The organism is Nocardia sp. NPDC049935 (assembly GCF_055586645.1).
Genome location: NZ_JBVJHV010000006.1, coordinates 53,701 through 75,928 on the forward strand (window position 1 = coordinate 53,701; position 22,228 = coordinate 75,928).

The window sequence follows — 22,228 nt, forward strand, 5'->3', positions numbered from 1 at the left end:
ACCGCAGCGAATCGGCCGCTGCTCGAGGCGGAGTCATGTCGCACCGGGCGTCGGCAATCCCGCGTCGCCGGAGATCGCGGCGTCACGGGGCAGCCTTCACTTCGCCGTGCACCACGGCCAGGCTGCCCCGACCGGGGTTCCGGTAGCAATCGCCAAAAACAATGGATATTGGGCCTTGGCCCAGATAAATGGGCAGCTTCGAGCGCGGCTCGGGCGCTATAGCCGCAGGTCGGCAGATGCACTACCCCGGACATGAGACCATTATCAGGGTCAAACCGAGGCGCGCTCCCCGTGGCCGGCAGCAGAGGGCGGGGAGCTGGGTTAGGATCGAGGCGGGATCAGCGGTGCTGATGCGAGGGGGGTCCGAGGTTCTGTAGCTGTGGGCGTGAGTTCACGGTTAGGAGCTCAGGGCTTCGGGTTGCCCGGAAAGTCGAGATACGTTCCGGGAAGAAGAATTTTGTATGAGGTGCGGGAGACCGTGCCACCCCCGGGCGACGGTCGGCTTCGTCGGACCCCGGTTCACTATCCGATACTTCGGATGGTCGAGCCGGCTGGTCGTGCGCCCGTACTGTCGTTCACCGGTGAGATCATCCCCTGAGCAAGGGATCTCATTCGTGTTCAGCGTGACGTTCACTCTCGCCGATGTCGCTGCGGTGGTCGGGGTGTTGTTGCCGTGCGTGCTGGTGTGGGCGGCGGTGTTCGCCCGCGATCCGGATAAACGCGAGGCTGCCCAGCGAGTCCTCGCGATGCTCTGGCGGCGCCCGAACATTCCGACCTCCCAAACCCCGCCGATCGCACCCAAGCCCGCGGCACGGCGGGAGAAGGACCGGCGCAGGCAACGACGAACCAGGTGAGGGGCAGACCGCTCGGCGCAGCGCACCACCTATGCGCAGATCCCTAGGTCATATCTCCCGGTGACTTCCGAACCAGCATTTGCGGGCCGGGGAGGATGCGCGCTCGTCCGGACACTGGCCAGGTGCCGAGTGGGCCCCGCCGGCGTGGGTGTCAGTTGGTCGGGGTGGTGGCGTCGATCCGGCCGGTGGCGGTATCGCTGAAGTCGGTGGGGTCGTAGAACTCGCAGAACGGTGTGGTGCCTCGGAGGATGTTGTCGAGGTTCCACAGTGGGATCGGGGTGGTGCGGCCGCGGAGCCAGTCGAGGATGAACTCGGTGACCGTGCCCGGGCAGGTGCCCCACTGGATTTTATCGATGTCGGTGAAGACCCAGGGGCCAGTTGTCGGGGTCGGGGTTGCTGGCGTCCCACAGGCCGTAGTCGCCGCTGAAGGATGCGCCCCATTGGATGAGGGTGGCCGGATCGGTCGACACGCCGGGCGGGAGGTCGGTGGGTGGTTCGCCGAATTCGTCGCTGACCGCACTGTCGCCCGCCCCGCGCGAACGACGCTGGGTGCCGACGCCCTACGGCTGCCCGCGATAGCGGGCCATGATGCTCCACACCGCGTCCACCACACACCTTCGCCGACGCCCGATGAGGTACCGGAGCCTATGGATGCCGGGCGCCCTGGAATCGGAACACGGCAAGTCCCCGATGACGCGACATGGCCTCCGGCGGATATCGAGGAAGACTATGACACCGGTGAAGTCGTCGGCGATGCGACCAATGCCAATTTCCCGGACTACGGGGAAATGGTGATCCGTGCAGGATATTGGAGTGGCGTCTGGACAGATGGCTGGGGCCAGGACAAAGCCGAACACAAACATCAACTCCGGTACCCGGAATCCATCGAGGCTGTACTCGAAGCAGACGATTATGGACCACGATCGAACCCGCTGGACCCGGGAACAGATTTCCGAGTGAAAGCAAAGTCCAAGGTATGCCGTCTGGAATGGGACCTGAGTCGAGAATGCGTTGAAGTGGAACACAGGACTGTGCATGCGATATACGACCCGACTAATCGAGACGATTACAAGACGGCTCCAGGTCCGTTCGAGCCGATCACGGCATATTGCGGTGGCGGCAACTCGCCGCTGGCGGGCACACCGGCCTGCGATTCATGGGTTGATAGCGCTTTGGCGAACCCCGAGTAACTGGCCGAATTCCGTCGAGTGGGTGGATCTACCTCGGCCGAGGTATGTCCACCCACAAGATATCGTCCGGGTCGTGAGAATCCGAAAAGTAGGACGGAGGCATGGTCACGTCCTCGAGATAGATGCTTGCTGCGCTGACCGGACTGTCGTCACCGGCCATCTGTCGTAGCCTGGTCAGACCAAGGCGGACTCCGACCCGCCCCTGGCATACGGTTTCGTTACCGTAGTGCTCGACGACGACAGCGAGAATGTTCTCATCGTCGACAAGCCTGAAAGATTGAACTCGAATGCCCCCTCGTTCCTGTCTGTTGACCAAGCCCGCCAGGACAGAATGCGCAAATCGGAGATTCCACGGTTCGAATACCACATCATATTCGGGAAACGGGACACTTCGACCGTACGAGTAGATCCGGGCCCGGCTTGCCTCGTCATTTTCGGTGCCATGGCTTTCCGGTGTGTCGGACAAGTTTCACCTTCCCTTCGCCCTTCAACCTCTACGTCGGTCATACACGCCGAAACTTGGCTCGCCCTGGGCGGTGTCGGCGCCACAATCAGGGTGGCCGGTCATGCCGAGGCGCCACCGCGAAGGACAGTCGGCAATGTTGCCCGGGTTTCCGCCGGACGACATTCGTGCGCCGGTCCGCACATGCGGCGGCCAAGCCCTTCATGCCCGCGTCGCCCGAGCATGGCTCGACCTGCCGAGATCGGCGGCACGAACGGGCCCCATGGACCTACGCGGGCACACGCCACCCGGGAAACCGCCATGGGCAGACCTGCGTGTGGCGCCGGTCGGCCTCGACCGCGGCGCAGTGATCCGGATGCCAATATGACGTCGGGACAGCCCCCGCGGGAGCGATCCTGGCCCCGGTTCTCTGCAGAGAACCGGGGCCAGGATGAATACTGCTTCTACGTCGAAAGCTGATGGTAGTCAGGAAGTGGAGCAGATGACCGAAACCGGGACCGTGCAGGTCGACCATCAGCAGTTCGTGTTCGCCGCGGCCGATACCGACACCACCGATATCACCGCGGAATGAAACATGCTCTGCACTGGTCCCGGCTTCGTGTCCGTACTCACCGGCATCGCCTACGGCCCGGTCACCCTCACCCTCGACCCCACCGCCGGCGATCCTTCCCTCGACGGCTGGGAAGCGGTGGAGCAAACCGTGATCGAATCCGCGGCCGAAATGCGCGTGATGACGACCCTGGACGGCGATGTCCCCCCGGAATTCGGTGCGATACCGGCGGGCCGCCACCGGGTTCGGGCCCACGCCCGCGGCCGCGACACCCACACCGGTCTCGACGTCAGCGAACCCACCGAAACCTACCTTTTGACCATCACCCCCTTCACTGGCCCGGTCGGCACGGTCACCACCCTGGTCGGCACCGACACCGCCCACAGTCAAACCAGCCGGATGCCGGTCATCGACTACGACCGGGTGTGGGTGCCGGGACAGACCCACTGCGGCTACTGGCCGATGAGCGGCTACACGCCGGAGCCGAGTGCGTCCAGGGTCTGGGACGGCGGCACCGAGGATCTCGCGGTACCGGTCGGGCGCATGACCGGGCAGCGCTTCGAAGAATTGACTACCTCACTCACCGAGTGGAACGTCATCCGAGTCAGGCCGCATCGTCAAGTAGTCGGAATCAGCGTGTGGAGGCAGGCCGTGAGTTCAAGTGCCGGCGATATCGCTGCTGAGATAGAGCAGCGCTACCCCTCTCAGATTGCTGCACTGCGTGCTGACGCTCGTGAAGCTGCGCGTGCAGGCCCCGGCCCGATCATGGGCGTTATTTCCCAGACGGTGCAGGCCGGGCCGGTGGCGGGGCCGGCGGTGAGTGTGCCGGAGTTGGATGTCGTGACCGATTCGGGTCATATCGATGTCACCGATCTGGGCAACTTCGGGAATCGCACGGTCATCTGTGTGTTGATGGAAGTCTGGGGTAGTCCGCAGGGCGAATCCGTGCCCGCGCACAGGGGTGTCGAGGTGCCGCGCGCCGAGGCCGAGGGGTGGGTTCGCGCCGCGCTCGGAATCGAGTGGGCCGAAAAGGCCTGGGTGCTGAGGAATGTCGGTGGGCAACCCACACACCTTTTCCAGGCATTCGTCCTGCTCGACCGAGACTGCCGGGTTGTCGACGTCCCACCGGAGTTCTTCTTCGGATACTTCGCCACACAGCTGCCCACACGCCCGGACCGGGTCGCTGTGCGACCGCTGCTGCCCGACGCCGCAACAGGTCGGCCGATAGCGGAATTCATCGCGCCGAACACCCGCGACGACAGCTTGTTGTGGCCCGTGGAGGTCAGTGGCGATATCTCGGAGGATGTCCGGGCGGCGGTCGATGCGCTGGTCGCGTTGTTGCGCCCGAAAGGCGTGATCGATCATAATTTTCGGCCGGTCTCGCTACGGGTGCACGAGCGCGTTGCCGCAATCGGGTTCATGCGGCGACCTACCGGTCACTACTCGGAGGAGGAAGTCGCCTTACCCACCGACGAGGACCTCTCGGCGGGCACCGACTTCTTCCGGTCGACTCATCCACGATTGCCCACCCGGCCGCGAACCGCAACGGAGTGGGCCGGCCAGCTACAAACGATCTACCAGGAAAAATTCGCTACCGGAGGGATGGGCAGGCTCTACGACCATCCAGAACTACGGTGAGCCCGAATTGGGGGTCTGAACTGGTAGGACCCCGTGGTTTGTCCATTCTCGGCCCGACCGACCGCCATCGACTGCAAAAGGCCGGTCCCGCGAGAGCTCTCATCGGCAGGGGTGAGCGCTCTCGCAGGAGCGGGTTTCACTGCCAGGCGGGTCGCCGTGGAGCAGCAGGCGGTACGGGTGTGGCCGTCGGCCGCTGCATTCATCGATGCCCTGACCGCGGTACAAACGGGTGTCGGCCACTTGGCTCGTTCAGAACCCAAGCTGTGCAGGTGGGCTGAGTGTGAGAGTGCCGCTATCGGTGTCGAGTTCGGCGGTTGTGCCGAGAGGGACAGCGTGAGGATCTCGTCCGTGGCCGAGTTCGAGGCCCCCGAGAACGGGGATGTTGAGTGGGGTCAGTCGGTCGTGAAGAACATCGATGAGGTTCCAGCCGCGGTCGGTGTAGTCCTCGAAACCTGGGAACCGGCCCAGTGCGATTCCTTGGAGGCCGTCGAGTGCACCGGATCGGATCAGCTGAGTCAGTTGCCGGTCGATCTGCCCGAGCCCGACCTGGCGTTCGGCTTCGATCAACAAGATGGCCCCGCTGAGGTCGGGCAGGCCGGCTCCGACCATGCCGGCCAACGCACCCAACCACCCGCCCATCAGGAATCCGGAGGTCTGGCCTGTCACCTCGGCGGAAGCCGACATCAGCTGCGAGTTGCGCTGCAGCACTATTGGTTCAGTGCTGGTCAGCAGTTGGCGGACGGTTCTGGTTGCCTGGTGGCCGACCAAGCAGCCGTGGACGCCCGGGACTCGGCAATGACGCCAGATGGCCAGGTGCAGATAGGTGATGTCGCTGAATCCGACAAGGGGTTTCGGGTCGGCGCGGATGGCATCGAAGTCGAGCCCGTCGAGGATGCGATAGGCCCCAGCCCCTCCTGTGATCGTGATGACCGCTCGAACTGCGGAGTCGGAATAGGCGGCGTTGAGGTCAGCGAGTCGGTCCTCATCACGCCCGGCCATGTAACCCTGCCGGTCGAGCGCATGCTTGCCGACTTCGACCTCCAGACCCCAACTGCGCAAGACCTTTGCGTAGTCATCGATGGCGACGGGTGCTGGAAAGCTGGCCGGAGAGACGAGGCAGACCCGGTCGCCTGCCCTGAGCGGCGACCACGACAGCACTGCCAGCTCGTTCGATTGAGTCATACTCCAAGCCCACCCCTGTGTCGTGAAGAGACGATCCGATTGAGCGACTGTAGCGTCGGATGCCCTGATGACGGTGCCAACGGAAGGGGCTGCTGCACGGATAGGTGACACCGCGCCCGGCCCTCACACCCGCACTTCACCTCGATACGCCGGAAGGATGTCGAGGCCACGCTGCCTCCCACCTGAGCTCCCAAGGAAACAGCGCTAGCCTGCGAGGGCACTTGCACCTCATCCCCCGCCCGGGGCGCGGCTTCAGGTTTCCGGCAACAGCAGCGCCAGGATGTGGGTTGGCCGCCGCAAAAGGACACTACGCGAGCTGATTCTCAGGCCTGTCTCAGCTGAACCCGACTTGAACCCCCACGCCGCTGACCAGCACATATAGTTCGAGCAATTGATACTCACACTGCATAACAGCAGGTAGAAAGAGGAGGATTTGTGTCCGGAGGGGGAATCGACCACTACGTCGACTCACTTTGCCGACGACAGGTTCTCACTCTCGGATGACACCAACCACGGTAACCCACCTACCGAGACTCGGACCGAAGGTTATGTGAGGTCGGTTTCGTTCGCGTCGCGCTCGTCTCGGGTCGCACCGTTCCGCCCTGCCACAGCCTTGTCGATAGCGCGCACGACGGCATCGTGGAACTGCCGTGTCACACCGGTTCGGCGGGCGACGGCATCGAATCCGTGGAACGCGCCGTCCACGATCATCAACTCGCCGGGGACGCCGGCGGCTTTCAGAGCTCGGTGATACCGGACGTCCTGGTCGTAGAGCAGGTCGTGGGTACCGACCCCGATCCAAGCGGGCGCCACACCTCGCAGATCGCCTCGCCGCGCAGGGACGGCGCGTTCGGGGTCGGCGTTCGCCAGATAGGAGGTCCAGCCGAAGGTATTGCTGCGTGGTCCCCACAGGCGGTAGCAGGCGGTGGGATCGGTGATCGGGCCGTCGTCGACCATCGGGTACAGCAGCACTTGCAAGAGCGGGTCGATCTGTCCGTGATCGCGGACGCGCAAGGCCAATGCCGCTGCCAGACCGCCGCCCGCGCTGGCGCCTGCCAGTATCACCTGCCCGGGATCCACCCCGGGCCGTTCGACGATCCAGCGCAACGCCCGGAAGCAGTCGTCCACCGGTATCGGATACGGGTGTTGCGGTGCGAGGCGGTAGTCGACAGAGAACACCCGGACTCCCGCCGACCGGGCGAGGCGATGACACCAGTGGTCATCCTGCGCGGCGCGGCCCATGACATAACCGCCGCCGTGGATCCACAGCACGACCGGCATCGGATGTCCATCATCTCCCGAGGCGCCGAACTCACGCACCGACACGCCGTCGCCGAGATCGGTCACGACGGCCGCCGGGTGTCCCGGCAGCAACCCGGTGAGCAGACGCAGCAGCGGCAATGTCCGGGATCCGACCATTTCCCGGGGGAGAACTGCGGCGTAGGGGCGCAGATCGGGGTGGAAACGGGAGTACTGGACACACCGTGAACGGGCGGGCACTGCGGCGATCCGCGAAACCAGTGAATCGCTCATGCCGGAGTCACCGCGAGGCGCGGGTCGGCCACGCGGCGCACGACCGGACCGTGGGCGTGGACATCCCGCGCCGGCTCGTCGAGCATCGGGGACGGATCCTCTGATATCGCCTCGGAGAACAGGTCGCCGTCGACCATCGCGGTCACCGCCTTTCACGGGTTCGGTAACACGTTATAGCACGCGTTGTACAGCGCGATACCCGCTTTTCGGCACTGCGGATGATCTCGGGGCCCGGCAGCGGCGGCCCACCTCGGTATGATCCGCTCATGGACCGATGGGTGACGGCGGATGCGTAGTCATGGCTGGTCGGGTAATCCCCCTGCGTCCGACGCCGATGCGATCACCCGAATACTCGACGCGGCGGACGAGATCATCGCCGAGCGCGGAACCGCCATCAAGATCAGCGATGTGGCGCGCGCCCTCGGCGTGACCAGACAGACTGTTTATCGCTACTTCCCCGGCGCGGACGCCCTGGTGCTGGCGGTGGCGATGCGGTCCGGTGACGGATTCCTCGACCGCCTCGCCCACCAGGTGGGCGGTATAACCGATCCGGCCCCGGCGATGCTCGAGGGGATGGCCTTCGCAATCGAATCCCTCGCTCCGGACAGCCGGATCGGCCTCTTGCTGACCAGCCGGGACCGCACCGGCGCAACCGCCTCGATCACATCCGAGACTGCTCTCTCCTTCGGGCGGTCCATGCTGCACCGGTTCGAAGTCGACTGGGCAGCCTACGACTACGACGACACCGCCCTGGACGAACTCGCCGAGTTCTGCCTGCGGGTGGTGCATTCATTTCTCATCGACCCCGGCCGTAAACCGCGTGACGGTGTCGATCTACGCCGCTTCCTCACCCGCTGGGTCGGGCCTGCCCTGATACATCCCCGCCTCACCGCCGCGATGGATGCCCTGACACGCAACAGTTCCGGCTCCTGAAGTAGCGGCGATCGCCCGCCGGTAGGCCGGGCCCGCCGCCTGGCAGGACCGGACGGGATCCCTGGACGGAACATCGCTACCCTCGTGACGGTTGACTCGCCTCACCACTGACCATACGCTTTTAAGTATGTGTAACGCCACATCGGGACCTCCCGGTCGGCGTGTGGCGAGAAAGGCGTGGTCGTGAGTCCGATCATCTTCAACAATCCGGTGGATATCGGCTGGCAGGCCAGTCTCTTCGATGTCCTCATGATCGCCGCCTTCGTCTCGGCGGTGACCTACGCGGTGGCCCGGTGGCGACAGGGCACCCGCCGCTACGGCACCCTGCTGGTCGCGGCGTTTCTCTATGGGATCGTGCTGGAGCTCGGCGGCATGGCCACGCTGAACATGTACACCCAGGGCGACTTCGTGGTCATGCTCAACTTCCCCGCTTTCTCGCTGTTCGAGGGCACCACGGCCATGCCCTTCTATGTGCTGATTTTCTATCCCGTGTTCCTGTTCACGGGATTCAAGATCGTCGAGTCGCTGGGCATCGTGAAGAACTGGCAGGCGGCGATCGCCGGCGGCCTGTTCATGATCGCACTCGACGCGCCTTACATCATCGAGGGCGGCCTGAGTCATGTGGTGTGGTGGACCTGGCACACCGATTTCGTGATGTTCCAGTATTGGCTGGGCTGGCCGCTGGTGGATCTGTGCTGGCAGTCGACGTGGGGCGCGATGTTCTTCTACCTGATGCTGCGCGCCCGGCCGCGTATCGACGGACCCGCCGGACCGCGGTGGTCCACCGCGCGATGCCTCGGCGTCGCCGCGCCGCTGATCGCGTTGACGGTACTGGTCACCGGCCCGTTCCTGCTGATCCCACTCACCGCGGTCACGTTCCTCGGCGGGCCGCAGTGGCCGGTGGTGATCGTGCTCGTCCTCGGCTTCGCGACCATCACCGCCTACGGGCTGCGTACCGCGAAACCACCGCGCGACCGCGCGGACGCGATCACTGTGTGGCTCACGGCGATCTACGTCGCAGCATTCGCGGCGATGGTGGCGGGCAACCTCGTCCACGAGGGCACTCTCACTCTGTACACGGCGGTGCAGATCGCCGGACTGCTGACCATCTGCGCGGCGACGGCATACCCGGTACTCGCTGCCCGCCGCGCGACGGGCGAGTCGGCGCCCGAAAGTTTTTCACCCCAGCAACTCCGACAGCATGACCATACGTAATGAGATTTCCGTTTAGCCGATCTACCGGATCACCGTCCCGCACACGGGACGATGTGCTCCGAGGCAGGACAGACCCATGACCAACTTGCAGGTACGGCGAGTACGATTCGACTTCAGCGAGGACGTTCCGTTCAACTGGCACCCCGAGCGGCCGGCGTTCGCGATGCAGTGCAACCTCATCTCGTTCTTCGCACCCGGTTTCGAGAAGATGATCGTCGACGCGACCCGCGAGGGGATACCGCTCATGCGCGATCCCGAAGTCGTCGAAGAGGCCAAAGCCTATCTCCGTCAGGAAGCACAGCACTCCGCCGCACATCTGAGCCATCTGCGCGCTCTGATCCGGCGCTGGCCCGGCCTGCGCGACACCATGCAGGAAGTCGTCGCCTCCTACGACCGCCTCACCGCCACCAAACCGCTGGCCTGGCGGCTCGCGTACCCCGCAGTCGTAGAGGCCACTTTCACGCCCTATTTCAAGGTCTTCCTCGACCACGAGGACAAACTGTTCGCTCCCGGCGACGAACGCGTGGCCTCATTGTTCATCTGGCATTTCGTCGAGGAGATCGAACATCGCAGTTCGGCCCTGATCGTCTACGACGCCGTGCACGACAGCTATATGTACCGTCTGAAGACCATTGCCGGGGTGATCAAGCATATGAGCGAGATCCTGTCGATCGTCTCGACCGGTTTCCAGAAGCACGTTCCGCCGGAGGACGGCGGCGATTTCGGACGGCTCATTCCCAACGGCCTGTCGGCGGGTGCGATCCGGGATGCGCTGCGCGCGGCGAAGACCCTGCCCGGCACACCCACCTATGCCGGCGTGCCGCGACGGGAGATGGCGGCCATGTTCCTCGGACTGGTTCGCTCTCAGGGCCCCCATCACAATCCGGAGTTCGAGAATCTGCCCGAACTCGCGGATCGCTGGTTCGACCGCTACAGCGAAGAGCCCGACAGCGCGGCGCGGTGGTACTCGGTCGGCATGGCGGAGAAATAGCCCGGATCCGGATCGGTCGCAAGATCACCGGAACGCAGACAGGGCACGGACCGATCGTGGTCCGTGCCCTGTCTGCGAAGGCTTTCCGATCAGTGCTGATCCGGCGACGGGTCACCGAGCCGGGCACGGACCGCCTCCCAGGGGTCGGCGAAACGCACCGCACTGTTCCGGTACGGGCTGCCGCGGCGCATATACCAGCGAACCAGTGGCGTCGCCAGGCGTGCGGGATATACCGACGGGCCCATCCGACCACGAAGTTCGGCCAGCATGCCGGGAAACGAATGCTGCTGGAAGCGCAGCACATTTTGGGCGCGCGAGGTGTCCATCCAGTCGGTGGCGAACCAGGTCTCGTCTCGATCGGGATCACCCGGCCGTCCCACCGGCATCACCGCGCCGAGTCCCAGAGCCGCGGTGAACGCGGGCGCGAGATCACGTTGCCGCATCCGGTGCGACTCGTCACCCCCGATCAGCAGGACTTCACGACTGACAGAGGTCGTCAGGGCCGCTTCGACGGCCGCCGCCACATCTCGCACGTCCACTGTCTGGATCCGGCCGTCGGCCGGCAGCGCGGCTTCGAAGTACAAGGTGTCCGCGTCTACCCCGAACGACGGCGCGGCGTTGAGTACGCCACCCAGTCGCAGGATCAGCCAGTCCAGTCCGGATCGCCGGACCGCAGCTTCCGCTTCGGCCTTATGAGCTCCGTACAGATCAGACGGGGCCACCGGAGTCTCGGCTGTCAGCAGCTCATCACCGCGGTGGGGGTTGCGCGAGCCGTAGACCGCGACGCTCGAGATCTGTACGAATCTCGGTGGTATCGGCAGGTCCATGGCAAGCGCGGTCAGTGCGTTCGTCGCGTGCACATTGACGGCGCGCGCGAGCCCTGGTTTGCCGTAACACAGGGGCGGAATGATCGCGGCCAGATGCACGATGGCGACGGGTTGCACCGTGCGCAGCAGTTCGTCGGTCCGGTCGGGGTCGGTGAGGTCCGCCCAGCGCACCTCGAGCCCCGGGGCAGCCAACCGGCGCGCGGCGCGGTGGTTCGCGGGTACCTCCAGGTCGGTGGCCACGACCCGGTGCCCGTTCGCGACCAGCCGCTGCACGACGTGGGAGCCGACGAGCCCGAAGGCGCCGGTGACCAGGACCGGACCGTCGACTCGTCGTGGCGCAGACGCGCTCATACCGGGACTACCGTCAGGTTCAGGTGCGAGAGCCTGCGGACTATCAGACTGTGCACATACGCGGGTTCGGGCTCGGCGAGGTCGACCCATCGGGTCGCACGCAGCAGCGCCTGCACCGCTTGGACCGCCTCCTTGCGAGCGAGGTGGGCACCGAGGCAGAAATGGATACCGCGCCCGAAACTGTGGTGCAGTTTCGGCTGGGCACGCTCGAGGTCGACCTCATCGGGCCGCTCGAAGATCCGGGGATCCCGGTTGGAAGCCCCCCACATCAGCATCAGCCGGGATCCTGCCTCGAGATCGATCCCGGCAAGCTTCGTACGCCGTGTCGTGACCCGGAAATGTCCCCGGAAGGGGCTTTCGATCCGCACCGCCTCCTCGACCAGGGCCTCGACGCGGTGCGGTTCCTCCCGTATCGCCTCCTGCAGGTCCTCGTCCTGTGCCAGCAGCCGGATCGCGGTGCCGAGCAGGCTGGTGGTCGATTCCGCACCGGCGGTCACCAACTGCACCAGGAACATCGCCGCCTGCTCCCGGGTCAGCACACCGCTGCCGACAGCTGTGGAGATAGTGGCCAGCACGCCGCCGCCCTCCGCCGGACGCACGGCGTCCAATTGCGCGGCGAGATATTCGGTGAACGCGAGGACCGCCATCGCCGACTCCCCCACCCGCTCCGGCGTCGCGACACCGGATACCAAATCGATGGCAGCGTCGGACCACTCGGCGAGTTGCTCGAAATCCTGCGACGGCAATCCGAGTACGTGACCGATCACCCGCACCGGCACCCGAGTCGCCACCCTGCGCATCCAGTCGCCGCCACCGGAGGCCACGATGTCATCGATCGCGGGTGCCAGGATCTCGTCGATCACCTCGGTCAATTCCGCAATCGACCGAGGACTGAATCGCGACATCACCAGCGCCCGGTGCTCGGTATGCGCCGGCGGATCCGAGGTGGCGAGCACATCGACCCCGCCGGTCCCGGCAACCATCATCTCCGCCGAACCCGACGCCGCGGTCAGCACCGCGACGAGCTGGCTCGAGTAGGTCTCCGGATCCGCCAGTACGGCACGGATCGCATCGAAGCCCAGCACCACGTAGAGCTGCTGGTCGGCCAGGAAATGCACATCACCGTCGGCACGCAGCTCGTCGAGCACCGGATAGGGATCCTGCAGGACGGCTTCGGAGAAGAGCTCGTCGGTCAGCACAGTAGATACCGCCTTTCACGCGTTACATAACACGTTATACTACGTGTGAAGTACATGCGGTACCCTCTGTCGGTGGCCGACGACGAAATCGCCCGACTCCGGGAATCGCAGAACTCCTTGCGCGTGATCCGGGAGTTCGGACCGCAGGAGCAAAAGCGGCGCAACGAAATCGCCGCGATAGCGCGGGAGATGGCGTCGCGCGACGGCTATCGCGGCGTCACCATCCGCGAAGTCGCGACCGCGGCCGATACGACTCCCGTCACCATCTACCGCTACTTCGGATCCAAAGACGGTCTGGTGCAACACCTCATGGCGGAATGGGCGCTGGGCACCCTGACCCGCCTGCGCGACAACCCCCCGGACCCCGGGGCAGCCGTCGCCGATCTCGTCGCGGCGGCCTACTCGCGGCTCATCGACTGGGCCGACGAAGACCTGAACCTACTCCAGGCCGGCATGAGTTCCGTCCATTCCGCCAACAGCCCCGGAATCCTGGTCTGGCGGCCGATGTTCACCGAACTGGTCCGGGCCGCGATCGGCGACCCGGAATGGACCGACGACCAGGATCGCGCGCTGATTCTGGGCCATGTGCTCACCACCTGCCTACTCGACCTGACCACGAATCCGGGCGGGTTGGCCGATATTCGCCGCACCATCACGCGCGCCGCCCATCTCATCTTCGACAACCACCCCTGACCGGCCCGGCGAGTTCTACCGCGTCCAGCCCACAGGACACGTCGACCGCCGCTCTCGCACAGGCATATCGGCTGGAAACAAACTTTCGGACACATATCCGGACAATTCTCTGGAGAGTTGTCCAGATAGATGTTAGCCTCCCCGGTGACGTAGACCACAATTGCGGCACATTCCCCCATTCGGGCAGCCACGTCGCCGCGAAATGAGTGAGGCGATGTCGACTCGATTCGAACCAGACGGCCGAGGTCCATCCACCGCAGCGTTACTGGCCACCGGTATCTGCTGCCTGCTGTTGACCGCCGGCACCGCTACCGCGATGATCGCGAATTCGCAGGGTGCCTTCCGCGACACAGTGGCGGTGTCGGCCGTCTTGGCAGATGTGGGCGACGGGCTACCCGACAAATCCGATGTGAAGTTCCGCGGAATCCGCGTCGGGCTGGTGTCGGGGGTGGACGCAGGTCCCACGCCCGGGACCAATATCGTGCACATCCAGCTCACCCCGGACCATGCGGCCGGGGTACCCGGAACCGTGACCGCGCGGGTCGTACCGAGCAATGTCTTCGCGGTTCCCTCGGTACAACTGGTCGACAACGGGGAGGCGCCGCCACTGCACCGCGGCGCACAGATCCCCCAGGACCGCAGCCTGGAAACGGTCCGGCTGCAGACCTCACTGGATCAGTTGCGCCGGATCATCGCGGCTGTCGGCCGCGACGAGACCGACAACGCGGTGGGGATGCTGGCGACGCTGGCGCAGGCCACCGACTCCCGCGGCAGCGTGATCACGGAAGCCGGTGGCCGGTTGCGCGAGATCGTGACCGCGTTGGGAGATGTCGTCGCCACCGACTCCGCACCCTCGACCCTGGATTCGCTGTCGGCGGCGCTGCGCAGCCTGCAGGCCTCGGCGCCCGACGCCTTGGACGCGTTGCACCACGCTGTGGTGCCCATGCTCACCCTCGCCCAGCAGCGGTCCCAGCTCACCGCTTTCCTCACCGGCGGACTGAACACCACCGCCACCCTGGACAGTGCGCTGGCGAACAACACCGACCGGCTGCTCGGCATCACCGCCGACGCCGCACCGGTGCTCGGTGCCTTCGGTGACGGCGCGAGCAATTTCCCGCAGATCACCCGATCGGTGACCGGACTGAGCAACAAGATCGTCGACGAGGTCTGGAATCCACAGACCCAGCGGCTTTCCGCCGCGGCGATTCTTCAGCTCACACCGAATCGCCAGTACACACGGGACGACTGCCCCAGGTACGGCGAACTCGCCGGGCCCAGCTGCGAGACAGGACCGGCCGGGGCCCCGCCGCCGGCCGGGCCGGCCGGACTCGATCCGCGAAGCTTCCGGCCACCGGGTGATCTCGTGCCCGCGCCGCATATCGGCCCCGTGGGCAGCCCGCAGGAGCAGCAAACCATCGCGGACATCCTCGGCGGCGTACCCAACGCCGCCGACACCCTTCTGTTCGGACCACTCGCCCGTGGTACCACCGTCACCGCCGCTCCCGGCCAGGAAGGCGCGCCGAAATGAGTTACCGCAGAGCACTGGTCGTACTGGTCGTGTTCGTCGTCGCCTCGATCGCATTCACCTGGAGCGTCGTCACCACTCTCCAACGCGGCGTCAGTGGCGATACCACCCGATTCTCGGCGCTGTTCACCAACGTCTCCGGACTGCGCGCCGGAGACGACGTCCGGATGGCGGGTATTCGGGTGGGCCGCGTCGAGTCGATCGGACTGGTCGGGACGACGGCACGCGTCGAGTTCTCCGTCCGCGCCGATCAGCAGGTCTTCGGCGACACCAGGGCAGCCGTCACCTATCAGAACCTCATCGGCCAGCGCTACCTCGGGCTCTCGCTCGGGGCGGACGGCGACCACGTCGCCCTGCGCCCCGGCACCGAGATCCCACTCGACAGGACCGAACCCTCCTTCGATGTGTCGGCCTTGCTCAACGGATTCGAACCGCTGTTCGGCACCCTCGACCGCAGCGCGGTCGACAACATCACCGATGCCCTGATCAGAGCTTTGCAGGGCGACGACAGTGCGGTCGCGGTGCTTATCGCGCAAACCACCTCGCTGGCCCGATCCTTCTCCGGGCCCGATGACGTACTGGGCCGGGTCATCGCCAACCTCACCGCGGTCGTCGACAACCTCGCGGCGCAGAGCGGAAACCTGACCACGGTGCTCGAGCAGACGCGCCAGGTCTTCGAGGGGCTGTCGGCGAACCGGGACACACTACTCGGCGGCCTGGCACAGGTCTCCGATGTCGCGGACCGGGCGGCGCGAATCGCCGCGGACACCCGGCCCGCACTGGGCGAATTCCTCGGCCGGGAACCGGGCTTCACCCAGCACTTCCTGAACAACAAGGGCAAGTTCGAGTATCTCGGCTTCAATCTGCCACTTCTGTTGAAAGGGTTGGCCCGAGTCACCCAGAGCGGCGCGTACCTCGACGGATACGTGTGCAACCTCAATGTGACCGCTCTTCCGGGCATCAGTCCGCTGATCCCCGGCATCGTCAACGCCATCAGCCCCGGCGGTCAGGCCCAGCAAACAACCAGGTGCAGGTGATCGATATGCCACTACGCCTACCCCGCCCGCGGCCACTCGAGAACTACAGCCCCACCCTGCTGGGGACGACAGCGCTGGTCGCGCTCACGGCAATCCTGGCCACCGTCACGGTGGTGAGCACCCTCGACGTCGGCACCCGGGAGATCCGGGCCGACTTCGCACAGGCAGCCCAGATCGGTGCCGGCGACCAGGTCACCGTGGCCGGTGTGCCGGTCGGCGACGTCGAAGGAGTCCGACTGGCCGGCGACCACGTCACGGTGACGATCAACATCGATCGGAGCGTGGCCCTGGGCGCGGACACCACCGCGGCCATCAAACTCACCACGCTACTGGGAAACCGGTTCCTCGAACTGACCCCGAAAGGCTCCGGTGAACTGCCGGACGACAGCATCCCGCAAGCACAGACCAGCGTGCCCTACGACCTCCAAACCACACTCGCCGATGTCACCACGACCTTCAACCAGGTCGATGCCGACAAAGCCGCCCAGGCGCTGACCCGGCTGACCTCTCAGCTCGACGGTTTGCCGCAGCTGGTCCCGGAGGCGATGCAGAACGTACGCACATTGTCCGAGGTCATCGCCGGGCGCCGGGATCAGATCGGTTCGCTACTGACCAGCACCGGCAAGCTCACCACGGTCGTCAACAATCAGCGGCAGAGTATCGGTGTGCTGGTCACTCAGGGCCGGGACCTGCTCGCCGATATCCAGTCCCAGCGCCGGTCGATCCAGGTACTGCTGTCGGCGACCACATCCCTGGTACAAACCCTGACCCCCATCGTGGTGGACGATCAGCCGCAGATCCGGGCGCTGCTCGACAACCTCGGTCAGATGACGCAGATGCTCGCCCGCCACGACGATCTGCTTCGCAACACCCTGCAGATCCTGCCGGTCCCGTGGCGCAACTGGGCCAATCTGAGCGGTACGGGTCCGGAAATCGACGTCACCCTGTCCCAGGGCGCCTTCATCGACTCGTTCATGTGCGCACTGGCCGGCCGTGCACCGCAGGTGAACCTGCCGCCCTATTCGCAGGAGTGCCGATGAAAGTAGCGTCCCGTCCCGTCAAACTCATCGCCCTGCTCGTACTCGCGGCCGCGGCCGGGGGTGCAGGCGGTCCCGCACTGCTGCGCGATGACACCATCTCGGTCACAGCCCGATTCGCCAGCGCGGCCGGGCTCTACGAGGGCAACCCGGTCGCCGTACTCGGTATGCGCATCGGCGAGATCACGCGCGTCGATCAGCGCGGAACCCACACCGAGGTCGCCATGTCGCTGGACAAGAACGTGCCGATCCCGGCCGACGCCCTGGCCGTGACCGTGTCGGACTCCCTGCTGACCGACAGGCATATCGAGTTCACCCCGCCCTACCGCGACGGACCCGTTCTCGACGACGGCGCTGTGCTCGACACCGACCACACCAGAACGCCCGTCGAGTTCGACAGCCTCCTCGCCATGGTCGACAAGCTGTCGACCGCGTTGAACGGGGACGGGGCCGGTGGTGGCCCGGTTGCCGATCTGGTCGGCCTGGGCGCGGCCACGACATCCGGTAACGGCGACGATATCCGGTCGGCGCTGGATCAGCTGGCGCGCGCACTGCGCATGGGCGATGACGGAGGCGCCGCCACGCGTGACGCGATCACCACCATCGTGAAAAATCTGGACTCGCTCACCGACGCGGCGGCCCGCAACGATGCCACCCTCCGGGATTTCGGAACCGGCGTGCGCCAAATGAGCGAACTCCTCGCCGCCCAACAACTCGGCACCGGGGACACCGGCACGAAATTCCTCGAAATACTCCGGCAGATCACAGATCTGATGCAGCAGTATCGCGGGCAGCTGTCGAATACGGCATCGGGCGCCGCCACCGTCACCCGCAGCCTGGCCGACTACCGCGCCGAGATAGCCGAGTTCCTGGATGTGTTCCCCCTGCTCACCAACAATGCCTACGCGGCCATCGATCAGAACACCCGAACCGGACGGGTGCACATCAACCTCGACAAAGTGGCGCTGGACGGACAAATGGTCAAACAAGTGTGCAATCTGCTCGATCTGAAGCAGCTCGGCTGCAATACCGGGAAACTGTCGGATATGGGCCCCGACTTCGGTGTTGTCGCCATGCTCGCGGGAATCGCGGGGTTGCCGTGACCGCCGGATTGCCCACCCGGGTGCTGGCGACATCCAGCCTGGCGCTCGGTGTCTTCACCGCCTCATGCGCTGTCGACTCCGGCACTGTACCGCTGCCCGCGCCGTCGATCGGATCGGACAGCTACGAACTCACCGCGCATTTCGGCAACGCACTCAATCTGCCGCTGAAGGCGAAGGTCAGGGTGGACGGCGCCGATGTGGGCGAAGTCGAATCCATGGATGTCCGTGACTACCTCGCCGTGGTCACCCTCCGTATCCGATCGGAGATCGTCCTGCCCGCAGGCACCACCGCCGAACTTCGTTCGGCCACCCCCATGGGGGATGTCTTCGTCGCATTGACCCGGCCGCCGGACCCTGCACCCGACGCGGCGCCGCTGGCCGACGGCGCCGAAATCCCGGAGCAGGCCACCGCGGCGGCCGCGACGATCGAGGATGTCCTCACCCGAGCATCACTACTGGTGAACGGGGGTGCGATCCGCGATCTCGCGACAACGATCAACGGCCTGGGCTCCGAGCTCGGGGGCCGCGGCGACCGTCTCGCCGAACTCATCAGAGAGGCCACGGAACTGGTGAACACCCTCTCCGCGCGCACCGACCAGATACGCACGGCCATCCAGGACGCCGAAACGCTCACCGCGACGGTGGCGGCTCAGCAGGCCACAGTGAACGACGTAGTACAGGCCGCCGGCCCCGCACTGGACGTGCTGCGTGCCAATACCGGGTCCATCGTGGACCTCGCCGATCGGCTGGGCGGGATCGCCGCACACCTGCAACGCTTCCCCTCGGTGAACGGAACCGGGCAACGCAGTCTCATCACCGATCTGAACAACCTCGCCGACGGTATGAACGCCGCGGCGGCCGAACCGAACTCCGATATCAGTGCGCTCAACCGGCTCATTCAAGTGGTCGGCGGGAAAGTGGTGTCGTCCCCGGCCGCGGCCGCCGACGCCGAACTGGCCCAGATCGTGGTCGGCGCCGTCCCCGACCCCAACTTCCCGGGGAACCCGGAGGCCCGGCCACCCAGCGCGGTCGACTGGACCAACTTCGTCGGCTCGCTCGCCTACACCCTGCAGCGGCTGCACGATCGCGTGGCGGGTCCCCGGTGATGGCTACGTCTCCCGGAGAAGCCGCGACCCGCACCTCCGCACGGGGGGCCGGCATCCGGCGGTTTCTCCCGGGCAAGTACATCCTCTCCGTGTTCGCGCTACTGCTGACTCTCGTTTTCGGTGCCACCTATCTGACCTTCGGTTCCCTGCAACTCGATCCGATCGATTCGACCTATACCGTGACGGTGCGATTCACCGACTCGGGCGGTCTGCTTCCCGGACGGGACGTCACCGTGCGCGGTGTGCGGGTCGGACGGGTGGTAGCCCTGGACATCGGCCGCGGTGGAGTCGTCGCGGTGGCCGATATCAGCGGTGATGCCAAAATTCCGGCCGGGTCCACCGCGCGCGTGGCCGCGCTCTCGGCCGCGGGCGAGCAGTACCTCGATTTCGTCCCGACGACCGCGGACGGGCCGTACCTGGTGGACGGTTCGATCGTCGACACCGACAAGACCTCGACACCTGTCGGCTTCCCGACCGTCCTGGCGGGGCTCAGCGGTACTTTCGCCCAACTCGATCCCGATCGGCTGCGGGCCATCGTCGACGAGCTCGGCGTAAGCCAGGAGGGACCGGAAAAGCTCGCGGCGATCATCGACGGCGGCACGTTCCTCATTTCCACACTGAGTTCGGTCCTTCCGCAGACGGTGAGTTTGCTGAACAACAGCCAGGTCGTGCTCAACACAGTGCGTGATATCGGCCCCGGGCTCCAGCGGACCTCGGCCGACCTCGACCAAGTCCTCACCGGAGTCGAATCCATGTCCGGCGGATTCGCCCAGGTGGTCGAGACCGGTCCCTCGGCCCTGCAGGCCATGGACGCGATCATCGCCGACAATTCACCGACCATGGTCGAACTTCTCGGCGATCTCGGCACGCTGGGCCAGGTGACCTCACTGCGGGTGCCCGCGATCCGCGAATTGTTCTTTCCCCAGGAACGCGCCGGATCCGCCGCGGATGCGGTCGCCTCGGCCGTGCACGACGGCAAGATCTGGGCGACGGTCAGCATCTACCCCCGCAAACAGTGCGAATACAACGTGCCTCGGCTGCCCGTGGTCCACCCCGATCATCCGGAGCCGTACCTGTACGCCGACTGCTCCGACCCCGATCCGGCCATGCTCCCCCGCGGGGCCCGCAATGCGCCGCGACCTCCCGGTACCGATCCGGTTCTTCCCCCGGGCGCCGATCCACTCGCCACCTCGGACCCGACTCCGCAGGGGCCGATGTCGATCCCGACCCCGTACGGAGGCGCCCAGGCCCCGGCGTACGTGCCGCCCAACTGACAGTTCGAATCACGACACTCAGGAGTAGCCGGTGACGAGCACACCAACCGAAACAGACAAGACAACCACCGAGCCGGATACGGACATCCCGAAACCCGAACCCATCGCGGATACCACCACGGGAGACGGCGATTCCGATCGGCACGACAGCACGGAATCCGGCTCCGGCGACGCGGAAGCGGGAACCGCGCGGCGGACCTCGGCACGGACCCCGAGGCAGCAGTGGACCCTGCGGCTCGGCGCCGGCGCGGTGGTCGTGCTGTTGGTGGCCGCGACCGTCACGGCGGCGGTGCTGGGCTGGAAATTGAACGAGCGCAGCACTGTCGATTCCGCCGCCGAGGAGGCCGCGACGGCCGCCCGCGCCTACGCGGTGACACTCACCAGCATCGACGCCCAATCCGTCGACAAGAATTTCACCGAGGTCCTCGACGGTGCCACCGGCGAGTTCAAGGATATGTACGCACAGTCCAGTACCCAGCTGAAATCCCTGCTCGTCGAGAACAACGCGGTGAGCAAGGGCCAGGTGGTCGATTCCAGCATCAAGTCCGCGACCGAGGACCGGGTCGAGGTGATGCTGTTCGTCGACCAACTCGTCACCAACACGCAGAGCCCCGAACCCCGGCTCGATCGCAGCCGGATCCTGATGACCATGGAGCGCGCCGGCGACCGTTGGCTGGCCGGCAAAGTGGAAATGGTGTGACTCCATGACAATTCAACTCGAGCGGTGGGGGCGGTCCTACGTCCGGGATCATCCGGTCGCCGCACTGAACACGGTCGGCGCACAGTTCGTGATGGGGACACGCGCCCTGCAGTACCTGGTGATCGATATCGCGACCGGGAGTTTCGCCTACCGCGAGTTCGTCCGGCAGGCCGCGTTCATGATCAAGACGTCCTACCTGCCGACACTGGCGGTAGCGATCCCGATCAGCGCCACGCTGTCGATCCAGTTCGGATTGCTCGCCGGCCAGGTCGGCGCGACCTCACTGTCCGGTGCGGCCAGCGGTCTGGCCGTGATCCGGCAGGCCGCACCGGTGGTCACCGCCATGCTGCTCGCTACGGCGGTGGGCTCGGCGATCTGTGCCGATCTCGGATCGCGTACGATCCGCGACGAGATCGCCGCGCTCGAGGTGATGGGCGTCTCCGTGCTGCGCACACTGGTGGTGCCGCGAGTGGCGGCCGGGATCGTGGTAGCGGTCGGATTGACCGGGCTCAGCGCCTACGTCGGATTCCTGGCCAGCTACCTGTTCAACGTCTACGTACAGGGCGGAACACCGGGCAGCTTCCTGGCCACCTTCTCCTCGTTCGCCACGCTCGGTGATATGTACCTCGCGATGGTGAAAGCCGTCGTCTTCGGCATGATCGTCACCATCGTCGCCTGCCAGAAGGGGTTGAGCACGAAGGGCGGACCGGGCGGCGTCGCCGATTCGGTCAACGCCGCGGTGGTGGCCTCGATCGTGCTGCTGATGGTGGTCAACGTGGGCTTCACCCAGGTCTACACCATGCTCTTCCCACGGCAGGCGCTCTGAG

The 22,228-nt window shown here is 65.7% G+C and carries 20 protein-coding genes; 15 read left to right on the forward strand and 5 right to left on the reverse strand.

The features are described from left to right. Positions 1-614: 614 nt before the first annotated feature. The 3 genes from ACZ6SF_RS22600 to ACZ6SF_RS22610 all read left to right on the forward strand — a co-directional run bounded on the left by ACZ6SF_RS22600 (position 615) and on the right by ACZ6SF_RS22610 (position 4,695). Positions 615-854, forward strand: a complete 240-nt coding sequence (locus tag ACZ6SF_RS22600; RefSeq protein WP_466064180.1) for a hypothetical protein — start codon at positions 615-617, stop codon at positions 852-854. Positions 855-1,168: 314 nt separating this feature from the next. After that, positions 1,169-2,044: a hypothetical protein gene (locus ACZ6SF_RS22605; protein ID WP_466064182.1), complete on the forward strand. Its 876-nt coding sequence runs from the start codon at positions 1,169-1,171 to the stop codon at positions 2,042-2,044. Positions 2,045-3,105: 1,061 nt separating this feature from the next. Then, positions 3,106-4,695 carry a hypothetical protein gene (locus tag ACZ6SF_RS22610; RefSeq protein WP_466064183.1) on the forward strand — a complete coding sequence of 530 codons (1,590 nt, stop codon included), beginning with the start codon at positions 3,106-3,108 and terminating at the stop codon, positions 4,693-4,695. Between the two features lie 249 nt (positions 4,696-4,944). Here the strand turns inward: ACZ6SF_RS22610 and ACZ6SF_RS22615 are convergent, their stop codons facing one another. The 3 genes from ACZ6SF_RS22615 to ACZ6SF_RS22625 form a co-directional block, all read right to left on the reverse strand. Next, positions 4,945-5,877 (reverse strand): S66 peptidase family protein, encoded by a 933-nt coding sequence (locus tag ACZ6SF_RS22615; RefSeq protein ID WP_466064185.1) that lies wholly within the window; start codon positions 5,875-5,877, stop codon positions 4,945-4,947. A 546-nt stretch (positions 5,878-6,423) separates the two neighbouring features. After that, positions 6,424-7,410: an alpha/beta hydrolase gene (locus ACZ6SF_RS22620; protein WP_466064187.1), complete on the reverse strand. Its 987-nt coding sequence runs from the start codon at positions 7,408-7,410 to the stop codon at positions 6,424-6,426. Next, the gene (locus ACZ6SF_RS22625; RefSeq protein ID WP_466064189.1) at positions 7,407-7,556 is read right to left on the reverse strand and encodes a hypothetical protein; all 150 of its coding nucleotides are present in this window, start codon (positions 7,554-7,556) and stop codon (positions 7,407-7,409) included. The genes ACZ6SF_RS22620 and ACZ6SF_RS22625 overlap by 4 nt, the downstream gene beginning before the upstream one ends. Positions 7,557-7,698: 142 nt before the next feature. On the opposite strand from ACZ6SF_RS22625, the gene ACZ6SF_RS22630 reads away from it, so the two are divergent. From ACZ6SF_RS22630 to ACZ6SF_RS22640, 3 genes are all read left to right on the forward strand, one after another. Further along, on the forward strand, positions 7,699-8,343 hold the full coding sequence (locus ACZ6SF_RS22630; protein WP_466064191.1) for a TetR/AcrR family transcriptional regulator: 645 nt from the start codon (positions 7,699-7,701) through the stop codon (positions 8,341-8,343). A gap of 183 nt (positions 8,344-8,526) precedes the next feature. Further along, positions 8,527-9,558 carry a hypothetical protein gene (locus ACZ6SF_RS22635; RefSeq protein ID WP_466064193.1) on the forward strand — a complete coding sequence of 344 codons (1,032 nt, stop codon included), beginning with the start codon at positions 8,527-8,529 and terminating at the stop codon, positions 9,556-9,558. 76 nt (positions 9,559-9,634) lie between these two features. Next, positions 9,635-10,549, forward strand: a complete 915-nt coding sequence (locus ACZ6SF_RS22640) for a metal-dependent hydrolase (protein WP_466064195.1) — start codon at positions 9,635-9,637, stop codon at positions 10,547-10,549. 89 nt (positions 10,550-10,638) lie between these two features. Here ACZ6SF_RS22640 and ACZ6SF_RS22645 read toward each other — a convergent pair whose 3' ends face one another. Beyond that, positions 10,639-11,727, reverse strand: coding sequence for an NAD-dependent epimerase/dehydratase family protein (locus ACZ6SF_RS22645; protein WP_466064196.1), 1,089 nt, complete (start codon positions 11,725-11,727; stop codon positions 10,639-10,641). After that, a complete protein-coding gene (locus tag ACZ6SF_RS22650) occupies positions 11,724-12,926 on the reverse strand; it encodes a cytochrome P450 (RefSeq protein ID WP_466064198.1) in 1,203 nt (400 codons plus the stop codon). Before ACZ6SF_RS22650 ends, ACZ6SF_RS22645 begins: the two co-directional genes overlap by 4 nt. A gap of 72 nt (positions 12,927-12,998) precedes the next feature. Here ACZ6SF_RS22650 and ACZ6SF_RS22655 point away from each other — a divergent pair, with 72 nt between their 5' ends. The 9 genes from ACZ6SF_RS22655 (at position 12,999) to ACZ6SF_RS22695 (ending at position 22,227) form a co-directional block, all read left to right on the forward strand. Then, complete coding sequence (locus tag ACZ6SF_RS22655) at positions 12,999-13,619, forward strand: TetR/AcrR family transcriptional regulator (RefSeq protein ID WP_466064199.1); 621 nt, start codon at positions 12,999-13,001, stop codon at positions 13,617-13,619. A gap of 214 nt (positions 13,620-13,833) precedes the next feature. Next, a complete protein-coding gene (locus ACZ6SF_RS22660; RefSeq protein WP_466064201.1) occupies positions 13,834-15,147 on the forward strand; it encodes an MlaD family protein in 1,314 nt (437 codons plus the stop codon). Beyond that, the gene (locus tag ACZ6SF_RS22665; RefSeq protein WP_466064203.1) at positions 15,144-16,181 is read left to right on the forward strand and encodes an MlaD family protein; all 1,038 of its coding nucleotides are present in this window, start codon (positions 15,144-15,146) and stop codon (positions 16,179-16,181) included. The genes ACZ6SF_RS22660 and ACZ6SF_RS22665 overlap by 4 nt, the downstream gene beginning before the upstream one ends. Before the next feature lie 5 nt (positions 16,182-16,186). Beyond that, positions 16,187-17,221, forward strand: a complete 1,035-nt coding sequence (locus ACZ6SF_RS22670) for an MCE family protein (protein WP_466064205.1) — start codon at positions 16,187-16,189, stop codon at positions 17,219-17,221. Next, positions 17,218-18,321 (forward strand): MCE family protein, encoded by a 1,104-nt coding sequence (locus ACZ6SF_RS22675; RefSeq protein ID WP_466064207.1) that lies wholly within the window; start codon positions 17,218-17,220, stop codon positions 18,319-18,321. Before ACZ6SF_RS22670 ends, ACZ6SF_RS22675 begins: the two co-directional genes overlap by 4 nt. Continuing rightward, on the forward strand, positions 18,318-19,427 hold the full coding sequence (locus ACZ6SF_RS22680; RefSeq protein ID WP_466064209.1) for an MlaD family protein: 1,110 nt from the start codon (positions 18,318-18,320) through the stop codon (positions 19,425-19,427). The genes ACZ6SF_RS22675 and ACZ6SF_RS22680 overlap by 4 nt, the downstream gene beginning before the upstream one ends. Positions 19,428-19,516: 89 nt before the next feature. Beyond that, a complete protein-coding gene (locus tag ACZ6SF_RS22685) occupies positions 19,517-20,701 on the forward strand; it encodes an MlaD family protein (RefSeq protein ID WP_466064211.1) in 1,185 nt (394 codons plus the stop codon). A 31-nt stretch (positions 20,702-20,732) separates the two neighbouring features. After that, positions 20,733-21,401: a hypothetical protein gene (locus ACZ6SF_RS22690; protein ID WP_466064213.1), complete on the forward strand. Its 669-nt coding sequence runs from the start codon at positions 20,733-20,735 to the stop codon at positions 21,399-21,401. Positions 21,402-21,405: 4 nt separating this feature from the next. Further along, positions 21,406-22,227 carry an MlaE family ABC transporter permease gene (locus tag ACZ6SF_RS22695; protein WP_466064215.1) on the forward strand — a complete coding sequence of 274 codons (822 nt, stop codon included), beginning with the start codon at positions 21,406-21,408 and terminating at the stop codon, positions 22,225-22,227. The last annotated feature ends 1 nt before the right edge of the window (position 22,228 follow it).

Excerpts from the sequence above, each read along its gene's own strand:
- ACZ6SF_RS22615 (WP_466064185.1), bottom strand. The coding sequence starts at position 5,877 with ATGACTCAATCGAACGAGCTGGCAGTGCTGTCGTGGTCGCCGCTCAGG.
- ACZ6SF_RS22620 (WP_466064187.1), bottom strand. The coding sequence starts at position 7,410 with ATGAGCGATTCACTGGTTTCGCGGATCGCCGCAGTGCCCGCCCGTTCA.
- ACZ6SF_RS22630 (WP_466064191.1), top strand. The coding sequence starts at position 7,699 with ATGCGTAGTCATGGCTGGTCGGGTAATCCCCCTGCGTCCGACGCCGAT.
- ACZ6SF_RS22640 (WP_466064195.1), top strand. The coding sequence starts at position 9,635 with ATGACCAACTTGCAGGTACGGCGAGTACGATTCGACTTCAGCGAGGAC.
- ACZ6SF_RS22645 (WP_466064196.1), bottom strand. The coding sequence starts at position 11,727 with ATGAGCGCGTCTGCGCCACGACGAGTCGACGGTCCGGTCCTGGTCACC.
- ACZ6SF_RS22660 (WP_466064201.1), top strand. The coding sequence starts at position 13,834 with ATGTCGACTCGATTCGAACCAGACGGCCGAGGTCCATCCACCGCAGCG.
- ACZ6SF_RS22665 (WP_466064203.1), top strand. The coding sequence starts at position 15,144 with ATGAGTTACCGCAGAGCACTGGTCGTACTGGTCGTGTTCGTCGTCGCC.
- ACZ6SF_RS22670 (WP_466064205.1), top strand. The coding sequence starts at position 16,187 with ATGCCACTACGCCTACCCCGCCCGCGGCCACTCGAGAACTACAGCCCC.
- ACZ6SF_RS22675 (WP_466064207.1), top strand. The coding sequence starts at position 17,218 with ATGAAAGTAGCGTCCCGTCCCGTCAAACTCATCGCCCTGCTCGTACTC.
- ACZ6SF_RS22695 (WP_466064215.1), top strand. The coding sequence starts at position 21,406 with ATGACAATTCAACTCGAGCGGTGGGGGCGGTCCTACGTCCGGGATCAT.